The 20,442-nt window shown below is 60.7% G+C and carries 17 protein-coding genes; 8 read left to right on the forward strand and 9 right to left on the reverse strand.

The genetic code is table 11. The features are described 5' to 3' along the window. Positions 1-3 precede the first annotated feature (3 nt). Positions 4-1,170, forward strand: coding sequence for a PilT/PilU family type 4a pilus ATPase (locus ISN75_RS04310; RefSeq protein ID WP_168648154.1), 1,167 nt, complete (start codon positions 4-6; stop codon positions 1,168-1,170). A gap of 96 nt (positions 1,171-1,266) precedes the next feature. Here the strand turns inward: ISN75_RS04310 and ISN75_RS04315 are convergent, their stop codons facing one another. After that, the gene (locus ISN75_RS04315) at positions 1,267-1,635 is read right to left on the reverse strand and encodes a BON domain-containing protein (RefSeq protein WP_167252304.1); all 369 of its coding nucleotides are present in this window, start codon (positions 1,633-1,635) and stop codon (positions 1,267-1,269) included. Between the two features lie 525 nt (positions 1,636-2,160). On the opposite strand from ISN75_RS04315, the gene ISN75_RS04320 reads away from it, so the two are divergent. Beyond that, positions 2,161-5,223 carry a TonB-dependent receptor gene (locus ISN75_RS04320; protein WP_343203548.1) on the forward strand — a complete coding sequence of 1,021 codons (3,063 nt, stop codon included), beginning with the start codon at positions 2,161-2,163 and terminating at the stop codon, positions 5,221-5,223. 178 nt (positions 5,224-5,401) lie between these two features. After that, complete coding sequence (locus tag ISN75_RS04325) at positions 5,402-6,571, forward strand: GGDEF domain-containing protein (RefSeq protein ID WP_343819321.1); 1,170 nt, start codon at positions 5,402-5,404, stop codon at positions 6,569-6,571. A 249-nt stretch (positions 6,572-6,820) separates the two neighbouring features. On the opposite strand, the gene ISN75_RS04330 is transcribed toward ISN75_RS04325, so the two are convergent. The 4 genes from ISN75_RS04330 to ISN75_RS04345 form a co-directional block, all read right to left on the reverse strand. Next, positions 6,821-7,075, reverse strand: a complete 255-nt coding sequence (locus ISN75_RS04330) for a hypothetical protein (RefSeq protein ID WP_343819320.1) — start codon at positions 7,073-7,075, stop codon at positions 6,821-6,823. A 1,465-nt stretch (positions 7,076-8,540) separates the two neighbouring features. Beyond that, positions 8,541-8,819 carry a hypothetical protein gene (locus tag ISN75_RS04335; protein WP_214573051.1) on the reverse strand — a complete coding sequence of 93 codons (279 nt, stop codon included), beginning with the start codon at positions 8,817-8,819 and terminating at the stop codon, positions 8,541-8,543. 101 nt (positions 8,820-8,920) lie between these two features. Next, a complete protein-coding gene (locus tag ISN75_RS04340; RefSeq protein WP_214573050.1) occupies positions 8,921-9,151 on the reverse strand; it encodes a hypothetical protein in 231 nt (76 codons plus the stop codon). A gap of 728 nt (positions 9,152-9,879) precedes the next feature. Then, the gene (locus ISN75_RS04345) at positions 9,880-10,332 is read right to left on the reverse strand and encodes a fasciclin domain-containing protein (RefSeq protein WP_214573049.1); all 453 of its coding nucleotides are present in this window, start codon (positions 10,330-10,332) and stop codon (positions 9,880-9,882) included. Positions 10,333-11,792: 1,460 nt separating this feature from the next. Between ISN75_RS04345 and ISN75_RS04350 the strand changes: the two genes are divergently transcribed. Together ISN75_RS04350 and ISN75_RS04355 are read left to right on the forward strand one after the other, a co-directional pair. Continuing rightward, positions 11,793-12,851, forward strand: coding sequence for a slipin family protein (locus ISN75_RS04350; protein ID WP_343819319.1), 1,059 nt, complete (start codon positions 11,793-11,795; stop codon positions 12,849-12,851). Between the two features lie 495 nt (positions 12,852-13,346). Further along, positions 13,347-13,568 carry a hypothetical protein gene (locus ISN75_RS04355; protein WP_343819318.1) on the forward strand — a complete coding sequence of 74 codons (222 nt, stop codon included), beginning with the start codon at positions 13,347-13,349 and terminating at the stop codon, positions 13,566-13,568. A 215-nt stretch (positions 13,569-13,783) separates the two neighbouring features. On the opposite strand, the gene ISN75_RS04360 is transcribed toward ISN75_RS04355, so the two are convergent. Next, the gene (locus ISN75_RS04360; RefSeq protein WP_214573046.1) at positions 13,784-13,984 is read right to left on the reverse strand and encodes a DUF1328 domain-containing protein; all 201 of its coding nucleotides are present in this window, start codon (positions 13,982-13,984) and stop codon (positions 13,784-13,786) included. A 485-nt stretch (positions 13,985-14,469) separates the two neighbouring features. On the opposite strand from ISN75_RS04360, the gene ISN75_RS04365 reads away from it, so the two are divergent. Next, positions 14,470-14,691, forward strand: a complete 222-nt coding sequence (locus ISN75_RS04365) for a hypothetical protein (protein ID WP_343819317.1) — start codon at positions 14,470-14,472, stop codon at positions 14,689-14,691. A gap of 297 nt (positions 14,692-14,988) precedes the next feature. On the opposite strand, the gene ISN75_RS04370 is transcribed toward ISN75_RS04365, so the two are convergent. The 3 genes from ISN75_RS04370 to ISN75_RS04380 form a co-directional block, all read right to left on the reverse strand. Further along, on the reverse strand, positions 14,989-15,708 hold the full coding sequence (locus tag ISN75_RS04370) for a Crp/Fnr family transcriptional regulator (protein ID WP_343819316.1): 720 nt from the start codon (positions 15,706-15,708) through the stop codon (positions 14,989-14,991). A 1,415-nt stretch (positions 15,709-17,123) separates the two neighbouring features. Next, positions 17,124-17,342 carry a hypothetical protein gene (locus tag ISN75_RS04375; RefSeq protein ID WP_214573043.1) on the reverse strand — a complete coding sequence of 73 codons (219 nt, stop codon included), beginning with the start codon at positions 17,340-17,342 and terminating at the stop codon, positions 17,124-17,126. 198 nt (positions 17,343-17,540) lie between these two features. Then, entirely contained in the window at positions 17,541-17,846 is a 306-nt protein-coding gene (locus ISN75_RS04380; protein ID WP_343819315.1) for a hypothetical protein, read from the reverse strand. Between the two features lie 828 nt (positions 17,847-18,674). On the opposite strand from ISN75_RS04380, the gene ISN75_RS04385 reads away from it, so the two are divergent. Together ISN75_RS04385 and ISN75_RS04390 are read left to right on the forward strand one after the other, a co-directional pair. Continuing rightward, positions 18,675-19,601, forward strand: a complete 927-nt coding sequence (locus ISN75_RS04385; protein ID WP_343819314.1) for a cytochrome b/b6 domain-containing protein — start codon at positions 18,675-18,677, stop codon at positions 19,599-19,601. Further along, positions 19,594-20,349: a molybdopterin-binding protein gene (locus ISN75_RS04390; protein WP_343819313.1), complete on the forward strand. Its 756-nt coding sequence runs from the start codon at positions 19,594-19,596 to the stop codon at positions 20,347-20,349. Before ISN75_RS04385 ends, ISN75_RS04390 begins: the two co-directional genes overlap by 8 nt. The last annotated feature ends 93 nt before the right edge of the window (positions 20,350-20,442 follow it).

Below are 20,442 nucleotides of genomic sequence, written 5' to 3' on the forward strand. Positions count from 1 at the left end.
GCCATGAGCGACTTCGACTTCACCTCCTTCCTCAAGCTGATGGTCCACAAGAAGGCCTCGGACCTGTTCATCACCGCCGGCGTCGCGCCGTCGATGAAGGTGCAGGGCCGCATCGTGCCGATCACGCAGAGCCCGCTGTCGGCGCAGCAGTCGCGCGACATGGTGCTCAACGTGATGACGCCCTCGCAGCGCGAGGAGTTCGAAAAGACCCACGAATGCCAGTTCGCCATCTCGGCGCAGGGCGTGGGCCGCTTCCGCGTGTCGTGCTTCTACCAGCGCAACTGCGTCGGCATGGTGCTGCGCCGGATCGAGTCCAAGATCCCGACCATCGAGGAACTGAGCCTGCCGCCGGTGATCAAGCAGCTGGCCATGACCAAGCGCGGCATCATCATCTTCGTCGGCGGCACCGGCACCGGTAAGTCCACCTCGCTGGCCTCGATGATCGGCTACCGCAACGCCAACTCGACCGGGCACATCATCACCATCGAGGACCCGATCGAATACGTGCACAAGCACGAGGGCTGCATCATCACGCAGCGCGAGCTGGGCATCGACACCGATAGCTGGGACAACGCGCTGAAGAACACCCTGCGCCAGGCGCCGGACGTGATCATGATCGGCGAGGTGCGTACGCGCGAAACGATGGAACACGCCATCAACTTCTCCGAAACCGGCCACCTGTGCCTGTGCACCCTGCACGCCAACAACGCCAACCAGGCGATGGACCGCATCCTGCACTTCTTCCCGGAAGACCGGCGCTCGCAGCTGTTCATGGACCTGTCGCTGAACCTCAAGGGCGTGGTCGCGCAGCAGCTCATTCCCACGCCGGACGGCAAGGCGCGCCGCGTGGCGGTGGAGATCCTGCTGGGCACGCCGCTGGTGCAGGACTACATCCGCCAGGGCGAGATCCACAAGCTCAAGGAAGTGATGAAGGAATCGACCAACCTCGGCATGAAGACCTTCGACCAGAGCCTGGTCGAGCTCTATCACGCCGGCGAGATCTCCTACGAGGACGCGCTGCGCCACGCCGACAGCTCCAACGAAGTGCGCCTGCGCATCAAGCTGGCCCAGGGCGGCGACGCGCACACGCTGTCGCAGGGCCTGGATGGCGTGGAGCTGGAAGAGACGCGCGACACCAACCAGCTGGGCGGCGGCATGCTGTATCGCTGACGCGGCGCGTTACCGGTCGCTGCAAAAAGAAAGGAGCCCGCGGGCTCCTTTCTCGTTTCCGCGCGCCCCGCGCTGGCAGGGAGCGGGGCGCGGCGCTTACTTCGCGTTGTCGCTGACGGTGACCCCGCCGGTGTCTACGCTCTTCACGCCTTTGACCTTCTTGGCGATCGCCTCGATCTTGGCTTTCTCGCCCGAGGTGGCGGCGGTGCCGGTGATGGTGACCACGCCGTCGGTGGTGTTCACCGACAGGTCGCCGCTCTTGATGCCCTTGGTGGTGGCCAGCTCCGATTTCACCTTGGTGGTGATCCAGCCGTCGGCGGCCTTGTCCGGCACGGTCTGGTTGCTGGTCGGTTTCTGCGTGGCGCCTGCATCCTGCGCGGCGACCTGGGCCAGCGGCGAGGCGGCGAGCAGCGCGACCAGGGCGGCGGCAGGAAGGGTCTTACGGAACAGGTTGGAAGTCTGCATGGCAACTCTCCTGAGAAAGGGGACGCTGTCCGGGGGAGACAGCCGGACGCGGTGTTTCGAACGTCCGTCATCGATACCAGCAGGTCGGGTGTGAACAGCGCTTCGAAAGCGCGTGGAGACGTTCAGGGCGCGATCGCCAATGCGAAGGTTTCGTGCGCTTGTGCGAGCTGAATCGCAAGCTTTCACGAAGCTTGCATGTCGCGCCGCAGCACGTGCGAATTCTCATTTTCTACAGCGATTTACGGGGTTTTCCGGCCCGCGCATGCGGCGGAATTAGTGACCGGGTGAAAAAAATCGCGTTACAAATTCGTTGAGAATCGTACTTTGTTGCGCTATACAGCCCGCTGCTCTTCGGGGCTGGATGGATACGAGAGGGGGGCTCGTCGAGCCGCATCTGGTTAGCCATCCGGGGGCACGTTTCATTCCTCGGAGCAGGGCCCTTCCCCGGGCTCGCACGACCCACATCCCCGGTCCGCACCCGCTTGCGGATCTTGCGTTGCTAACAAGTTGATGGGAGTACAACCTGTGAGTTACCTCGCTGCTTTCACCAAGCGGCCTAAGGGACGTTCGTCCCTGGCCCTGGCCGTTGCCCTGGCTCTGGCCGGCACCGGCGCCCTGGCTCAGTCCAACATCACCGGCTCGATCTTCGGCCAGGTCGCCCCGCAGTCGGGCAATACCGTCGAGATCAAGAGCGTCGACACCGGCCTGACCCGTTCGGTCACCGTCGACGAGCAGGGCCGCTACCGCTTCAGCTCGCTGCCGACCGGCCGCTACAGCGTGACGCTGAAGAACAACGGCGCCGCCGTCAGCACCCGCGACAACGTCGAGCTGAGCATCGCCGGCGGCACGGAAGTGTCCTTCGGCGCCTCCGCCGCGGCCGCGACCGACGCGAAGAACCTGGACGGCGTCTCGGTGGTGGCCTCGGCCCTGCCGGCCATCGACGTGTCCTCGGTCGACACCCGCACCGTGCTGACCTCCGAGCAGCTGGCCAAGCTGCCGATCGACCGCGACATCGCCGCCGCCGCCATGCTGGCGCCGAGCGTGGTCGCCAACTCCAGCTACGGCGTGCCCAGCTTCGGCGGCGCGGCCTCGTCGGAGAACGCGTACTTCATCAACGGCTACGCCGTGACCAACCCGCTGACCTCGATCGGCTTCACCAAGCTGCCGTTCGACGCGATCGACCAGCAGCAGGTGCTGACCGGCGGCTACGGCGCCGAGTTCGGCCGTTCCACCGGCGGCGTGATCAACATCGTCACCAAGCGCGGCTCGAACCAGACCAAGGGCGGCATCTACACCATCTGGGAACCGGAAGCGCTGCGCGCCAGCCCGCGCAACAACTACTTCCCGCAGACCGGCGCGGCCACCAACGCCGCCACCGACGGCAAGCTGTACCAGTACCGCAACCGCAACCAGTACTGGAAGTCCACCGTCGGCGCGTACATCAGCGGCGCGCTGATCAAGGACCGCCTGTTCTACTACATCGACGCCGAAGTGAACCGCCAGGAAGGCGCCAGCGTCGGTTCGTTCTCGAACTCCGCGGCCTCGGCCTCGAAGATCGGCTACAGCGACTACCAGTACAAGATGCCGCGCTGGACCGCGAAGATCGACTGGAACATCACCGACAACCACATCCTCGAATTCACGGGCGTGTCGGACAAGACCGAGTACACCTCGGATCGCTACGCGTACGACTACAAGACGCTCAGCCACGGCAACACGCAGACCGGCGGCGTCTACACCAAGGACGGCGGCGACCTCTACATCGCCAAGTACACCGGCTACATCACCGACGACCTGACCGTGTCGGCGCTGTACGGCACGCAGAAGATCAACCACGTCCAGACCAACTACGGCTTCAATCCGGCCTGCCCGTACATCTCGGTCGGCTCGAACGCGCAGGCCCCGGGCGTCACCTACAACAGCTGCCAGACCGCGGTCACCTCGACCCTGCCGCTGGACGGCGCGAACGACAAGACCAAGGGCTGGCGCCTGGACATCGAGTACCGCCTCGGTGACCACGACATCCGCTTCGGCTACGACGCGCAGAACGCGAAGTCGTTCACCGGCAAGGAATACGCCGGCGGCTACGCCTGGGTGTACGCCAAGCAGACCAACCCGGCCACCGCGATCGACCCGGGCCTGGGCGTGACCGGTTCGCCGGCTTCGGCGGGCGGCCTGGGCGCGCAGGGCTACTACGTCTACAAGGCGTACAACACCCAGCGTGCCGGCGTGGAAACCGACCAGGCGGCGCAGTTCATCGAAGACCGCTGGCAGGTCAACGATCGCTGGCTGCTCTCCATCGGCCTGCGCAACGAGCAGTTCACCAACTACAACAAGAACGGCGACGCCTACATCAAGCAGCGCCACCAGCTGGCGCCGCGCCTGGGCGCGTCCTGGGACGTGTTCGGCGATTCCAGCCTGAAGGTGTTCGCCAATGCCGGCCGCTACCACCTGGCCGTGCCGAACAACGCCGCCGTGCGCAGCGTGTCCGGTTCGCTGATCAGCAACCAGTACTTCACCTACACCGGCGTGGACCCGGTCAGCGGCGTGCCGCTCGGCCTGAACCCGATCGCGGTGAACCCGGCCAGCCCGTTCATCTGCGCCAGCACCGGCGGCGTGTCGTCCAACAAGGAATGCGGCCAGGCGCCGGATCCGCGCACCGTGGCCGCCAAGGGCCTGCGCGCGCACTTCCAGGACGAGTACATCCTGGGCATGGAGCAGCAGATCTCCCCGACCTTCAATTGGGGCGCGAAGCTGACCTATCGCAAGCTGATGAGCGCGATCGACGACACCTGCATCCAGGCGCTCGGCAACAAGTGCCTCACCTTCAACCCGGGCCGCGGCAACACCTTCATGGTGGCGCAGGCGGACGGCAGCCTGAAGGAAGTGCACCTGAGCCAGAAGGACCTGAACCTGCCGGACCTGAAGCGTAAGTACTACGCGGTGGATCTGTTCGTCGAACATCCGTTCGCCGACAGCTGGTACGGCAAGGTCGAGTACACCTTCTCGCGCAACTACGGCAACACCGAAGGCCAGCTGGCCTCCGACCTGGATACCGGCGCGGGCGGCCAGACCGACGTGTCGCGCACCCAGGACTGGGACCTGCCGCAGCTGATGGTCGGTTCCAACGGCACCCTGCCGAACCACCGCGCGCACCAGGTGAAGGCGTTCGGCTATTACCAGCTGAACCAGGAATGGCGCTTCGGCGCGACCCTGGTCGCTGCTTCGGGCCGCCCGAAGAACTGCACCAGCTTCTACCCGACCGCCGACGCCGGCCTGTACAACAGCTCCACGTACTGGTTCTGCGGCCTGCCGGGCCAGCCTGGCTATGCGATCTCGCCGCGCGGCTCCAAGGGCACCACGCCGTGGACCTACCAGCTGAACCTCAATGCGGCCTACACGCCGGGCTGGCTGGACAACAAGCTGACCCTGCAGCTCGACGTGATCAATGTGCTGAACCGCCAGACGGCGACGATGTACAACTATCGCTACGCGCTGAACCGCACCACGGTGAACCCGCTGTACGGCCGTGAGCTGAACTACACCGATCCGCGCTACTTCCGCGTGACCGCCCGCTACGACTTCTAAGCGGACGGAACGGCCCGGCGCCGCAAGGCTCCGGGCCGGTTTCGGCAGACCGAAGCACGAAGCCACCGGCAGCCGCCGGTGGTTTTTTTTTGCGCAGCGGCCGCGCTTCCCTTTAAGTTCCCGCCGATGCCGCCGCTACAGCGGCCGACCTGCAAGCGCCAGACGGAGCGAGGCTCTCATGCACCTGGACCTTCCCACCCTGATCTTCGTCAGCTTCCTCGCCGCCATCAGCGCGGCGATCGGCTTCACGTCGCTGATGCTGGTGCTGCGCGGACAGGCGGCGCTGCGGGTTTGGGTGGCCAGCCTGTGGGTGTCCACCGCGGGCATCGCGCTGATCTCGCTGCGCGGACAGATTCCGGACTTCATCTCGATCGTGCTGGCCAACGGCGCCATCGCGCTGGCCGGCGCCCTGATGGTGAAGGGCCTGGCCGTGCATATGCAGCGGCGCCTGCGCTGGCGCGCGCCGCTGGCGATCGTGCTGGCCTATGCCGCCGGGATCGCCTGGTTCGCCTATGCGCAGCCGGACCTGCATGTGCGCATCGTGCTGGCGAGCGTGCAGGCGCTGATCTGGAATCTCTGGTCCATCTATCTGCTGCTGCGTCATGCGCCGCGCGAGATCCGCCTGAGCTGCCGCATCCTGGCGCTGATCCTGGCGGCGGACGCCGTGCTGTTCATGATCCGCCCGTTCGTGCCGCTGAGTCCGGACGCGGGGCAGGACCTGCTGCGCGGCGGCGCGCCGGTGACCATGACCTATGTCGCCGGCATCGTGATCAGCCTCGCCGCCTATTTCGCGCTGCTGCTGCTGATCACCGAGCGCCTGATGGTCGACCTGCGCCGCGCGGCCTCGATCGATGCGCTGACCGGCCTGCTCAACCGCGGCGCCATGCTGGCGGAAGGCCGCCGCGCCTTGGCCGCGAGCGGGCTGCACGGCCAGCCCTTCGCGGTGCTGGCGCTGGACCTGGACCGCTTCAAGCAGATCAACGACCGCTGGGGGCACGAGGGCGGCGATGCGGTGCTGGTGCATGCCGCGGCGGTACTGCGCGAGGTGGTGGCATGGCCGGGGCACGCGTCGGGCCGTTACGGCGGCGAGGAATTCCTGCTGACCTTGCCGGGCGCGGACCTGCGGGCGGCGAGCGAGCTGGCGGAGCGGTTGCGCGCGGCGCTGGATGGTTCGTCGGTGATCGTGAACGGGCAGCGCCTTCGGGTGACTACGAGTATCGGGGTTGCCGTCGGGGCGGGTGGCGCGAGCTTTGAGCAGCTCGTGTCGTCGGCGGACCGGGCGCTGTATCGCGCGAAGTCGGATGGCCGCAACTGCGTGCGGCACGCGGCGGCTGACATGCTTCCGTGACCCTCTCTCCTCCGGGGAGGGGGCAACGGTCTTGCCTCGCCGTCTCATTTTCGTCATCCCGGCGTAGGCCGGGATCCAGTGGCGGTATCGCTTGGTTGTCGCGTTGGCGCTGGTGGGTCTCGCCTTTGGCGAGGGTTTCGCCCCGCTGCCGCGGGGCGAGTTACTTCTTCTTTGCGTGCCCAAAGTCAAGTCTATATAAACTTTTCGCAAGTGCGAAAAAAAGCGGCCATCAGGCCGCTTTGTAGTGTCTCAGTTTGCAGCGCTCGGTGGACCAGAGAACACCCGAAGGTGTCCTTGTCCCACCAGGAAATTCTTGTAGCAGGCAAGCGTGACATTCCAGGCCTCCCGCGCAACGGCGGGGCCTCTTTCGATGACCTTTCCGTTCTCGTCGATGATGGCGAGTGTCGCTTTACGTCCCTCCCGGGTCTCAGCAGAAAGGCCTTCGAAGCAGACCGCGGTAAGGACAGCCTGAGTCAGACTGCCGGTTGAGGGGATGCCGATCATGCACGCTCCAGCAAGGGGAAGGGACGGAATACGAGCGCTTCGGCGGACGTCACCGGGGAGGTGCGGTGACATCCACGAGCGCGGTCATGGTGATGACAAGCAGCATTACGGTCGTCGCGAAGTTGGGCAAGGAGAGGCCGTTCTGAATGAGGTCTCCCAGAACCATGGGTGTGCGGCATAGGGGGGGAAGCGTGGTGGATGAGGCCACAATCGTCGGCACGGCGAGCCACCTGGGCAAGCTCGTTGAGGTGTATGAGTGGACTTGTACACAAGCGATGGCGCGGCGAGGGAGGCGACGACGCGACGCTATCGGTAGGAGCGTGCTATGGGACAAAGGGCGGTGGCGTTCTGATGAGTGCCACCCGAGTACCACCGGCGGCGTGCGACTGCGCGCTCGTGGAGATTGTCGTCGATCACGATGGATGGGGACGCGTCGCTCTTTCATGAGTTGGAAAATGTGTGACTCCATCGGAAAAAGGTAATCAAGGTGATCATGCTTTTTCGTAGATAGGTTTTTCGCGTGAGATCAATGCGATAAAGGCGGGTCTGAACGGTAATCTTTGAGGTAATTAGAAGGTGATGGATTACCTCCTTAAAAGGTAATCATGCAGATGGGGCTGGCCACGAAAGATCAATCACTTAGAAAGTGATTACCTTTGGGGTCACCTCGAATTACCTCTTGGAGGTAATCATTGATCTGCGTGGAATCAATGGTTTGAGCGCCAAAAAGCGGCGGATTACCTCGATTACCTGTTTCCGGTGCAGCCAGGGTCCCCGCGGGAAAGCGTTGCGACGGATGGCCTAGAAAGCCTCGCCGAAGCAGGGCAGAAGGCGGCCGCTGCGGGATCCTCGGGTTGTCGGAACTCCCCTCGACGCGGATCGTTTTCGTTGGCACGTGCCTAACCTGCGCATTCACCGTCAGGAATGATCGTGCGGTGGCATCGGCGTCTATCGCGTGCGTCAAAGTGCGTCGCCACGGTCTCGCACTTCATACCCTACATGCCGCAGCAGGCCGGTTCCGGCGGGCTGTGGATAGCTTCGTCGAAATCGACCTCTAAAGGGTGCGCGGGTGCGGCGGGGGTAACCGCGCAGGCCAGGAGCATGTTCTCCTGCGCGCGTCGAAGCGCCCTCCCAACTGCTCTATCCGCGCCCTCTTGACGCGCCGCTTCGAGTCTGATGCTCAGCGGGGCGTGGGCTTTGTCTGCACGGAGCTTCATTTCTGGGGCGGTGCCACGAACCCCATCGTGGACGCGCTATGGCTCCGCAAGAATGGAGGCAGCTGCGCGATTCGACGATGAGCGTTCTCGTACTGGAAATGACACCACTGTAGGTTGTGGTGTCTGTCGGAAGATGGATGACCCAGTGGCTACCTTGAGGCAAGGCGTTGTCTGTCATGTCGTCCGCAAGAATCGGGTTGGTGATGTCGCCGCCACCCCGAAGCGTTAACGGCCTTCTTCTCCTGGCATTAGTGGAGAATCGGTGTCTCGTGGCGGCGATGGTAGTCGTCGATGCTGGTCAGAATTCGCTGGCGAACTGCACTTTCGCAGTCGACTGTTCCAAGGCTGCAGAGGAAGCGGTTTGCGACAAACGTCACTTCCCCGTCGTCGTCTTCAAGACTCGCCGACCAGCTCACGGCGTCCCTTTTACGGCGGTAGATGGCGATGTAGATCAAGCCTCGGTATGAGCCTTGAATGCCTGTCATGATCGAGATCTCCAGCGACTGAAGCAAAGGCGAGTCAGGCATACCAATCGTTGACCATGCACGTGACAGGTGGCCTATAAGCACCAAGGCCTTCCTTGGTGTAGTCCTATCGACATGTGTAGCGCGTTAATTCCAGTGGGCACTCAGCTTTTGCGGGTGCCAGATAACCGTTCTAGAACGCCGAACTGATCAAGCGGGTGACGACCGCTTTCGGCGGATGATCCGCCTTCGCTTATATCTTGCGATGCCAGTATGTCCGATAGGCGAAGAAGTGCTTGCTTCGCTGCAAAGCTGATCGGCTGCCCGGCCGCCGCCGCCTCCAGGGCCGGTGCTGCCACTTTTTCACACCAATCAATCAGTGGATTGCCATTCATAGAGGCCTCCATCCGTCGTGACTCGGGGGCGAGTCGGCTAACGACCTGGACACCCGAGTATCATAAAAGATGGCGCATGACAGGCCGGTCAAGTGCAGACATCGGCCGGAAGAACTATGACAATTCGGTTGGGTGGCATTGAGTAGAAATGAGTCGCCGTCGCGACGTCCTTACCCTTGAAGCGCCTTCAGCCGAACGAGACCTTCCTTTGTTCCTATTCGCGACGCGACTTCACGACGCGCGCGGGCTCTAAGGTTGACCGGCGCCATGGCGATTGATACAGGCGAATTGCCTGCCGCATCCATCCTGTGTGCTTTTGGCGCATCCTGGCCAACTCTTCAATCGATGGCGCGTGACGGTATGCGCCCCGTCGGAAAGGGCGGAAGAAGTAGGTGAATCTCGCAAATGTGCCCAGAATCATCGATGGCTGCCTCGTTTGATCCGCTTCGCGGCGTCTACCACTGCAGCGAGCTTTTGCCTTCGAGACATCACCGGCAAAGGTTTCAAAGGAGGTGTCTTGGTCAGATGATCGAACAGATCACCCAGGTGTGTGACCCATTTGCCAAGCAGTGACATGGGACGATGGGCGGTGCGTGAAATATGAGTGGTCATGGCGGTCGCCTCAATGGATGAACCTCTCCAAGTCGAAACAGCAGTCGAAGTCAGGTAGTGGGCCGGTGCGTGATGAAACTGGTAGTGAGGCAGGCCCCACCACCAGTTCCTGGTGGTTACTTCTTGGCGGGTACGTTCACCGCATCGATGGCATGGATGATGCCGTTGCTTGAGGTGATGTCTCGCCCAGTGATGGTCGCACCACCGATGCGGAGCTTATCGCCGTCTTTCGTGATCGCTGCCGTCTGGCCTTGCATCATCTTCGGTGTGGTCAGTTTCTCGACGTCGGTAGACGATACCCTTCCAGGTAGCACGTGGTACTTCAGCACGGAGATAAGCTCCGCCTTGTTCTCTGGCTTTAGCCAGTTCTCCAGGGTGCCTTCCGGCAGCTTCTTGAACGCCGCATCCGTTGGCGCAAAAAAGGTATAGGGGCCTGATTCCTTCAGGGTCTGGGTGAGTTCCGCAGCTTCGAGAGCTTTGCCCAGCGTATGGAAGGATCCATTTGCGGCAGCTGTCTCGACGATGTTCTTGCCAGGGGCTTGAGCGGTATTGAAGTCAGGGTTGGACATACATGTGCCTTGAGTGGTGATCCGAGTGGCGGATCTGGAGCGGCCGAAACCGCAACTCCGATAAGGATCGGAGAAGTACTCAGATGGCGTTAGGGATAGGACCGCGTGACTGAGGCGCCTGCCAAGGAGGAGGCTGTCTACCTGGCGCCAACGCAGCATGCTCCTGTCGTTGTTAGGTGGGGGTAACGCGAGGGGCGAGGCAAACGTGCTATCTGACGCGATCGCCTTGGATGCCTGTCGAAGCCCGGGGGCGCAAGGGGCTTGACGACACGTTACGGCGGCGTAACGAAAGAAAGCGCATGTTGAAGACGCGCCGCGGCTCAGGCTGTCATGCCTCCGGCACCTCAGACTGCCCGTGATTTTTCTTCCAAGGTCTCTGAGCCTCCTCCGCCCTGATCGGAGTTGTGGCTGATGCATGCGCACGCCCTGCAGGACGCAGGTCCGCACTCGAGGCCTTTCCATGTACATCCTCAATCAACTTAATTTGCTCTACTTTTACCCTCACAAGATGCACTTCTCGCCGATCATGGACGTTGCGAATAATGATCGCCGCACACAGCGATTTTCGGGCCATTCAGTGTGGACGGCACCCTCCCCGGCGACACCTCTGCCGCCACGCCAACAAGATGGCGGCGCACCCAAGCTCGACCAGTTGGCATCGGCCAGGGCCCGAGATCGTATCGATTCGGATCGCATGGACGACGATGGAGCACCCAGTACAACCCGTGGCTCATCGTGATCGATGGGCGCCCGCGTCGCTATACGATGGTTGATCTTTGCGCCCGTGTCTGTCGAGAGGCCCTGGGTGCAGGGATGATCACTGTCGAAGGAAGTCGTCATGACCAATGTATCTGGCAAAACTACGAATGGCTTTACGTACGACGGCGAATACGAGCTCACCCACTCGGATCGTGTCAGGTGGAGCGCCACCTACCGGCGTGATGGAATCTTCTTTGGCATGCGACATGGTGGCATCAATGAACTTCTAGGGATATCGCTTAGCGAGCTTCGAGAAGCCGTTATGGACGACATTGAGCTTGTCTGGGAACGATCCAGCTAGGCGAAGCACAAAGCCACGCGGTGCGTCGATTGTACGATCCTGCCCATCGAACGTTATTGATTCTCCTCAGCGGTTAATGTGGACGTTCGCGTCCTCAGCTGCATGGGCTGGCTGAATGAGTGTGGTTTATAGCGAGGCACTCAGCGCCCCTTAAAGAACCACGTATCTGTCAACGTGGTCTGAGCGATGCCTCACCCTGGGCGGTCGATGCAGTCGTCGGGCTCGATGCATCGGATAATCGCAAAGGCCGGGAGGGCGCGATGGCCCGAGGCCATGACCCAATTCATTTGAATCGATGTAAGGAAGAGCGTGTGCGTGCGCCAGCGCACCGACAGGCGACCACTTCGACGGCAACGTAAGTCACTGCCATTCACTCGCCACTGGCAAGCGAGGTGACGTCGTGAACACCATTACCCTATTCATCGTTGCCGTCTTGACCGCCATGGGCGGCCTGTTCATGTATCGCGGCAATGTGGGCATGGCTATTGGTTTCTTGGGCTTCGCCGCAATCGTTTCGCAATCGCTAAAGATGGCCAACACTTGGGAGAAGTTTGTCGTTCTGCGAGCAGGAAAACTACTGGGGGTGCGTGGGCCTGGCTTATTCCTCATCATCCCAGTGATCGATCGGGTGGTAGCGGTCATTGATGAGCGCATCCAGACGACGGCCTTCAACGCTGAGCAGGCGCTCACGCGCGACACGGTACCTGTAAACGTGGATGCCATCATCTTCTGGCACGTGCATGACGCCAGAAAAGCCGCGTTAGCCATTACGGACTATCAGAAGGCCATCGCCCGTGTGGCTCAAACGTCACTGCGCGAGATGATTGGTTCGTCGATGCTGGCATCTCTGCTTTCGGACCGCCAATCCGCCGATCTGGCGCTATGCACTGAAATCGGGAACAAGACCACCGAATGGGGGGTGACGGTGCGCTCAGTGGAAATACGCGACGTAGCTATTCCTGTGGCGCTGCAAGACGCTATGTCGAGGCAGGCTCAAGCCGAACGAGAGAAGCAGGCTCGCATTATCCTTGGGTCAGCCGAGGCCGAGATTGCGAGCAAGTTCGTCAGCGCGGCGAAGGTCTATTCCGATCAGCCGACGGCACTCCAGTTGCGCGCTATGAATATCATCTATGAGACGACTAAGGAGCGCGGTACCACCATCCTCATTCCTAGTTCAATGGTCGATAGCATGAACCCGGTATCAGCGCTCGCATGGGCGCTAGGCGCGCGTGGCGCAACCGTGCGTGTGGATGAGAACCATGGCGACGCCGGCGAATCGACTTTAATCCATGCCCCTACCGACACCAGGGCCGAAGATAACCGTAGGTCTGTTAAGGCAGCGGAGTGGAGCTTGGCTCATGCGCTGAATGACCTTGTGTCAGAGGGTGGCCATGCGCTTGCTTCTGACGATGAAATGACACCGTCCATGCCAAGCCAGATGCCCACTAAACAAGGATAGCGGTTTCTTCCAAGCGGCCCTGATATGCACGGTACGTATGGCTGGCAAGCAGCCTGCTTCGGCGCCCAGCTTGCCATAGCGACAATGACTGGAAGACGCTCTGTCTTTCGCCGGCCAACGTATCTCGCAACCACACACCGTGCCTAGCCAAAGCATTACTTTCGGGGTGTGCTGCGCGACGATGCTGGCCAACAAAGTTCAGCTCGGCATACTAGCCAGGGCAAGCTAACCAACATGTTCACGGCGAGGGCAGATCGAATGATGTGCGCAGCCTGGTCAGGCCGCCATTTGAGCTGCTCGGCACACTTGATGATCCCAGGTCGATCGGCATGAAGAGCCACGGGGCGGGCATTACACGAAAGCGGATCGGCGCCCAGGCTGCTACGCACGCGGAGGTTTGGGAATCGATGCCTTAAGCCAGCATCGCAGTTAGTGAGCCAAACCTGTAAGGCGGCAAGGCTACCTATCAGCATCTCACCCGGAGAGGTTGCAACCATGTCTGATATTGCAGGGGTGACGAGCGACGGTTTCGACTACACAGCCATGTATGTCGCAGCTGTCTTGAACAGCGTTGTCTGGGCGGCGACGTTTCGCCTTGACGGTGGCTATAGGGGGGCACGGCATGGGAGAGTCTTCGACGTCTCTGAACTGTCGATAGCTGATCTGCAGCAGGTCATCAAGGACAGCATTGAGTGTGCCTGGGTCAGCAAGGCTTGATGCAGTAGCTATCGACGCACTTCTCATCGCTTGCACGGCGTGCCTGAGCTGCCTAGTTGCGTACTTTCAAGCGCTAGCTGTAAGCGGCTTCCCGGGGTGGGCATGGCATTGCCGCCTTTGTTCGGCGATCACATCATCGCCTGGCGTCGTGCCATTTATAGAGCGAGACTTACTGGTCAGCCCCATAAGTGCTATCCGCGAGAAGTAGATGGGGGCTATGACTTGTCGTCAGTGTCATGCCAGCTGACCGTAACGGAATGCCCGTGCCTATTGAAAATGAATAAAGTGACGCACAAAGCCAAGGATCCGAAGAAGATGAACTGGGCGACGCCAGCGGTGGCGCCGGCGATGCCTGTGAAGCCAAGGGTTCCGGATACCAGTGCAACAGCAAAGAATATGAGTGCGTAGTAAAGCACGATGACAACTCTTGCAGTAGATAAGGCGTCTCAGCGCGGGCGTAGAGCCGGCTTTTGATGGCACTGGCAACGCTGCTATACAGCATCTCTCCGGCGGGCACCTTGACAATCGCAATGATCGCAGGCCGGAAGGAAAGTCCCTTTTCCTCCCGACGCGGGAACAGTACGCGCGCCGAGAGCTTCGCATCGGTGCGGCAGCGCACACCAGAGTGGCAATGTGCGGCTTCGAACATTGATAAGAGGGGGCGTCGTAACGACAGGCAGGATAGAGGCAAAGATCGCGATTAGCAGAACCATGTGGATTTCAGTCATTCGCGATCGGTGCGGCATCCCTAAGAGTGGCACGATCGCAGACTGGCTCCCACATGCAAGGTACGCTAGCGCACCGACATTATCGCCGCGGCGCCGCAGAGTACGGCCCTTGGGTGAGCCAGCCTGTGCTGGCGCTCAAGTTGGTTCGTCGATCGAATCCGCCGAGGACAGCTATGACGATCTCCAAAGAAGCTGGTTTCACTGGCCTGGAGAAGCGTTTTGATACCCTTCTTGACCAGAACCAGCGCATCATGCAAGAGAACGAGCTACTGAGGCGTGAGTTGTTACAGCATCCGTCCGGTGCCTTGCAGATTCGATCCGTGGAACGCTCTTTGGGGCGAGCTTATCGGCAAATCGATTCCACAGAATCACATGGGATTGTCAGTCGCCGGTGAGCTGCCTTGGAAAGGCCTCAGCAAATGAGGCAAAGCTTACGCTTGGTTGTCATGGATCGTTCTGCGCTCTTTGTCATCCTTGCCGTGGCTCGCTAATTGCATCGCATGCCGAAGCGCGGCGTGATATCTGGAGGTTGCGATCGTTTGAGGCGGCCATGATCGGTGTCATGCCCTCCCCCTGGCCTTTGCTGCCTGGCGCGCCGCCTACCGCCATGACGTTTGCGGGATCACTGCGCGCCCACTATTGAGTAGCGCCACGATCTTCCTGTGCACGAGAAGTTGATTCCGTAGCATCACTTACATCGCTGTCGGAGGAGGGAGAAGGCGGTCGTACTCCTTCTTGACCACGGCATAGCATTCACAGGTTCGCCGCTCCAGTTTTTCGCGATCGAGCACCGTGATATGGCCGCGCTGATACTGGATCAGCCCAGCTTGCTGCAGGTTGCCAGCGGCCTCCGTGACACCTTCACGACGAACGCCCAGCATATTGGCAATCAGTTCCTGCGTCATCACCAGCTCTTTGGAGTGCAGTCGGTCTAGACTCAGAAGGAGCCATCGGCACAGCTGTTGATCCAGGGAGTGATGGCGATTGCATACTGCCGTCTGCGCCATCTGCGTTATAAGGGCCTGGGTGTAGCGAAGCAGGAGATGCATGACAGCACCGGCTCGACTGAATTCCTGCAGCATGAGAGCAGCCTTAAGCCGATATCCCTGACCAGCGCTTTGTACTAAGGCGCGACTCGGTGTCGACTCCCCTCCCATGAAGAGCGAAATGCCGACAATGCCCTCGTTGCCGACGACAGCAATCTCCGCCGAGGCTCCGTCTTCCATCACGTATAGCAACGACACAATCGAGGTGGTTGGAAAGTACACATGAGTCAATCGGCTACCAGATTCATAGAGCACTTTGCCGAGTGGCATTTCCACCGCCTCAAGATGCGGCAGCCAATGCGCCAATTCTGCTTCTGGTAATGCGGCGAGTAGCCGATTCTGTCGCGGGTCATTAGCTGAGGGCATAGGCTCCTCCACTGCCGTTCGGCAGTGCGATTTTAGGTCCCGGGCAGGGCTCTAGAAAACTGTCACAAGGGAGTCTTGTCCACGATCGCGGCTTAGAAAGTGAAAATCTTGTTTAGGGGGGGCGGCGAGCGGAAATCTCCGCTTAGCACCTGCGTTATTTGGCGCAGGTGCTAGCACGGTGATGTCGATACGGTTGGGCGCCCCCACTCCCGGACCACAGGCCGATCGCCAAGGGTGGGGGCTGCGCAGGGGGCATGCCCTTGCGGCGCATGCTGGCCAGAAGGCCAGCTCCGCCCAGTTGCTACTGGCAGGCCTGCATGCATGTCTTGGTCATCAGTTCCTCGCTTGGCTGGCGCGGCATCAGCGTCATTTGTAGCGCTTTGCTGGCCGTAGATCCTCCGATCTTCAATAAGCACTATCAGGTGTCTACGGAATCGGGGGCGTACCAGTCCTTCAACTGATGGGGCGTGAACCGGCGTGGAAGAATGGAAGTTGATTTCCTAACGCGCAGGTCGCAGATTGATTCCGCGAGTTGTCTTTGATTCACCGGTTGCGCTGATGCTCCTGGTGGAGTGCTACGATCATCAGGCGATCAACTACCAGGGGTGGCTGCCCATGAACCGAGACGACCCAGATAAGGTGCGAGCGGAGATTGGAAGGCTAATGGATAACGCCGAGTACGCGGCACTGGTCAGCGAATGCAGTTCACTACGTATCGCATTGGATTTTGCTTGCCAAGAACTTGCAGCGTTGATGCATCGCGCCGACACCCGGGGTGAATATACGCGCAGGCAGTTGGTTAGTTTGAGTACAGAGGCTGCCCTGCGGCAGGGTCTTAGGCTCTTGCATAAGTGATTCAGTGAATACCCCTTCGTGTTGAGGGGGTATGAGTGGCGTCATTGCCGACCGAGCCTGCTGTCATGCCTGTTCCTTGCTTCGAGCGATCTTGCTCCGGCTACGGGTTGAACTCAGAAGTTAGGTTTGGATGGCGGCATATGCTTGCCCATACGTCGTCATTGAGGGGTAGCGAGTTGCACCGAAGGTGTGAGGCGCAACTTTCATAGACAGTTTCGTTCAGCGGCCGTGACTTGGGTCATAGTCCAGCTCACAGGGGCGACGCTATGAACGGCGTTATTCGTCGCGAGATGATTGGAGACTGGGAGCTATCTCTTACTGAGATCAGGCACTCCACCAGCCCGAGAGTTACTACATATCGATTTGGCGCTCGTATGTCCCTTGGCGGCGGTCGCTTCAACAGCGAGATCGGCGATCACGCGCGCGGGTTTCTGTCCAAAGCGGAGGCGTGGGCGGCTGGCAAGGCATTCATTGGACAGGGTGAGGTCTCGCGGTAGGTATCGATGGATGCCGCTTTACGATACCGATAGGCAGGTGTGCGGTAACTGAGGCTTCGATCGCTATGCGCGTTTGAAGCGGCGTTTGCCATCAGGGGCCTCGAAACCGCCGTCGATGACATTAAGCACGGTGCCGTCCGAGAGCTGGTATCCGACGGGACCTTCTTCCATGGCATCCGGATCGGCAACGGTTCCGACGCGAATCATCAGTGTGAGCGACCAAGCGACGTCCCGAAGCCCCCACTCATCAATGATCTCGATCGAGCTGGCCCTAGTAGGCATGAAGTAACTCCGGAGGCCAGTGAGGTTGATGGCGTGCAGTTGCGCCTCCTCCACTATGTCATGAATTGATGACTCATGTCGGCCAGGTGCTCGATTGCTGTCTAGCTGGTCCACATGCCTCGCGGATGGTCGCGATAAATGCTGCCTGCCTCAGGCGAGCAGCGGTTGCACATGGAAGGGGTGGGCTGAGATGACGTTTCAGTCGTTGTCATTCGAAGCAAGCAGCCTGTGCGCGAACTCGCTAGCGTACACTGAGAGTGCCTGGCGATCGGCCTCGCGCCCAGTATTCAAGCACCAAAGGGCGAAGGCGCCGGACTGCACCTCCACCTTGAATACGATGACACCGGCACGCCGCTGCTGATCTAGAACCTTGGTGGCAGCTATCTCCCAATGGTCGAACGTCGCGTGCCAACTGCGCTGGGGAACAAGCAGGCGGAATGCGTCGTAGTCGTCGCTGGTGAACCAGGGGATGCCGACCGGGTGGCGCAGGGGCATTTCGTTCATGGGCTACTCCGGCGGCGAACGCCTCCGACATGACATGCGCCCACATAGGCCGAGGTCTCGAAGAGTCCACCCCCTCATCACTTGAGGCCGCACAGATGCTCACACTACGAGCCTACATGTGAGCTTCGCGTGCTCGACAGCTAAGCCTGGGCAAGCTCTGTATGATCCCCTGGGCATCTGCTTGGCGTTCGAGATAGTGCGAAATCGAGACAAAAGCATGTGGTGTCGAGTGGTCAGCCCCGCCACGCTCACTTTTGATGACTACGTCCCCTCAGCTGCGTCATATCGCGTCGCGCGTCGCACAGGTTAAGGGGGCATCGTAGGCGTCGTAGGACCTTCCGCCCTCGGTGGGCAGCTTCGTCGAAATCGACCTCCAAAGGGTGCGCGGGTGCGGCGGGGGTAACCGCGTATTTCAGGGGCTTGCCAGCTCTCGTGCAAGGGCAACCTCTTTGGCTATTCGAGGGGGGGCTGCCCTCAACACACTCCCGGGCCGAACACAACTTGGTGTAACCGGGTTGCTGTTGTCTTGGGCATAGAGCCTACGCCGGCGGCCTTGCCCGCCGGTCTCACGCTCCTCGTTTGACCTATCGAGTTATGACGCGCGCCCGGAGGGATGAGCGTTCTTGATGGTTGTCGTCAAGCAAAGCAGACGTTCGCTCATAAACCGGGGGAGCTTGTCTGGCCGATTAGATGAGTTTGCGCGGCCTGACTCCATCGATCTCCCCTATGCCCTGCCTGGAAATCATTAGCAGCTAGCGCAATGGCTGTGGGGGGCGAGTAGACTGACAAATATGCCGATCCACGCGTTCCGCTTTGTGGGGTATGGCCATGAGTACGGAAAGTCTGAATGCCCCCGCATCTTCGTCGACGCCTATGGTGGGCTCCAAATCGCGCAAAGTGGTCTATCGGCACCCGCTGCCAATCCGGATCATGCATTGGGTCAATGTTCTTGCGCTGACGCTGATGTTTCTGAGCGGGCTGCAGATATTCAACGCGCATCCACGTCTTTACTGGGGCAATCGATCTGACGAGGGCACGGCCATCTTCGCCCTGGATGCTCGTCATGACGCCGCGGGGAAACTCCAAGGCGTCACCCGTATCGGAAAGCATGCGTTCACGACGACCGGCGTGCTTGGGGTATCGAGCGGAGGAGACGGTAGTCCGCAGGTCCGCGGGTTCCCGTCATGGCTCACCGTGCCTGGCCCACAATGGCTGGCGATGGGGCGGCGCTGGCATTTCTTCTTTGCTTGGGTATTCGTGCTGAATGGGTTGTGCTACGTCAGCTACGCGATGGCCACGCGACACCTGCAGCGCGACTTGTGGCCCACGCGATCGGATTGGCGTGGCATCGGCCGATCCATCGTCGATCATCTGCGCTTCAAACATCCCCATGGCGAAGAGGCGATGCGCTACAACATCCTGCAGCGGCTAGCGTACTTGGTCGTCGTCTTCATCTTCGGCGCCGGCATCGTGCTCATGGGCCTGGCCATGTCGCCGCGCATGGATGCCGTGCTTTCGCCCATGGTCGAGGCCGTCGGCGGCCGGCAGTCGGCCCGGACAATCCACTTCATCATCGCCTGGGGTTTCGTGGCCTTCGTGTTGATTCACCTGTTCGAAGTGCTGATCACCGGTGTGTTCAACCAGTTGCGCGGCATGATCACCGGGTATTACGTGATCCATGTCCGGCCAGCCGATGTGCAGCCTCCGGAGCCGCCGAGTGGGCCCGCGCCAGCAGAGGATCGCCCCCATGGCTGATCGCCGATCGTTCCTTCGCATGACGATGGTGGGCGCGGCGGGCGTACTCGTCGTCGGCTGCGATCGCATCTCCCAGACGATGTGGGGACCTGACGTCATGGGCAAGGCAGAAGGCTTGAATCGCCGCGTGCAGACGCTGCTGTCGCCTTCGAGCAGCATGGCGAAGGAATACACCGAAGCCGACATATCGCCGGTGTTCCATCCCAATGGCACCACCATGCCCGCCACACCTGCCTATCAGGCCCTGATGGCCGATAACTTCCGCGGTTACAAACTGCAGGTGGACGGATTGGTGCGGCAGCCGGCCATGCTCTCGATCGATGACCTGATGCGTCTCGATGTACGCACGCAGATTACGCGGCATGATTGCGTGGAGGGCTGGAGCGCCATCGGCAAATGGCAGGGAACAGCGCTTTCCGCGGTGCTCGATCAGGTCGGCGTCGACCCGCGGGCGCGCTTCGTCGTATTCCACTGCTTTGACGACATGGAAGAGGACACGCCTTACTACGAAAGCATTGACCTCACGGAGGCCATGCACCCGCAAACTCTGCTGGCATTTGCCTTGAACGACAAGCCGCTGCCCGTGGCGAATGGCGCCCCGCTGCGCCTACGGATCGGGCGCCAGCTCGGCTACAAGCAAGCGAAATACCTCGCCCGCATCGAAGTGGTCAGTTCATTCGAGGATATTGGGGACGGTAAGGGTGGATACTGGGAAGATCAGGGTTATGAATGGTATGCCGGGATATGATATCGCTTAATGCGCTTCGCTTAGGCCCCTAGACTGTGCGAAAAAATGACGTGTTGTTGCGCTGCTAGTTCGTCGCGACTGGGAGCTTGGGAA

Origin of the sequence: Dyella marensis (assembly GCF_049532885.1) — a bacterium.
In the GTDB taxonomy this organism is placed as follows: domain Bacteria; phylum Pseudomonadota; class Gammaproteobacteria; order Xanthomonadales; family Rhodanobacteraceae; genus Dyella_D; species Dyella_D marensis.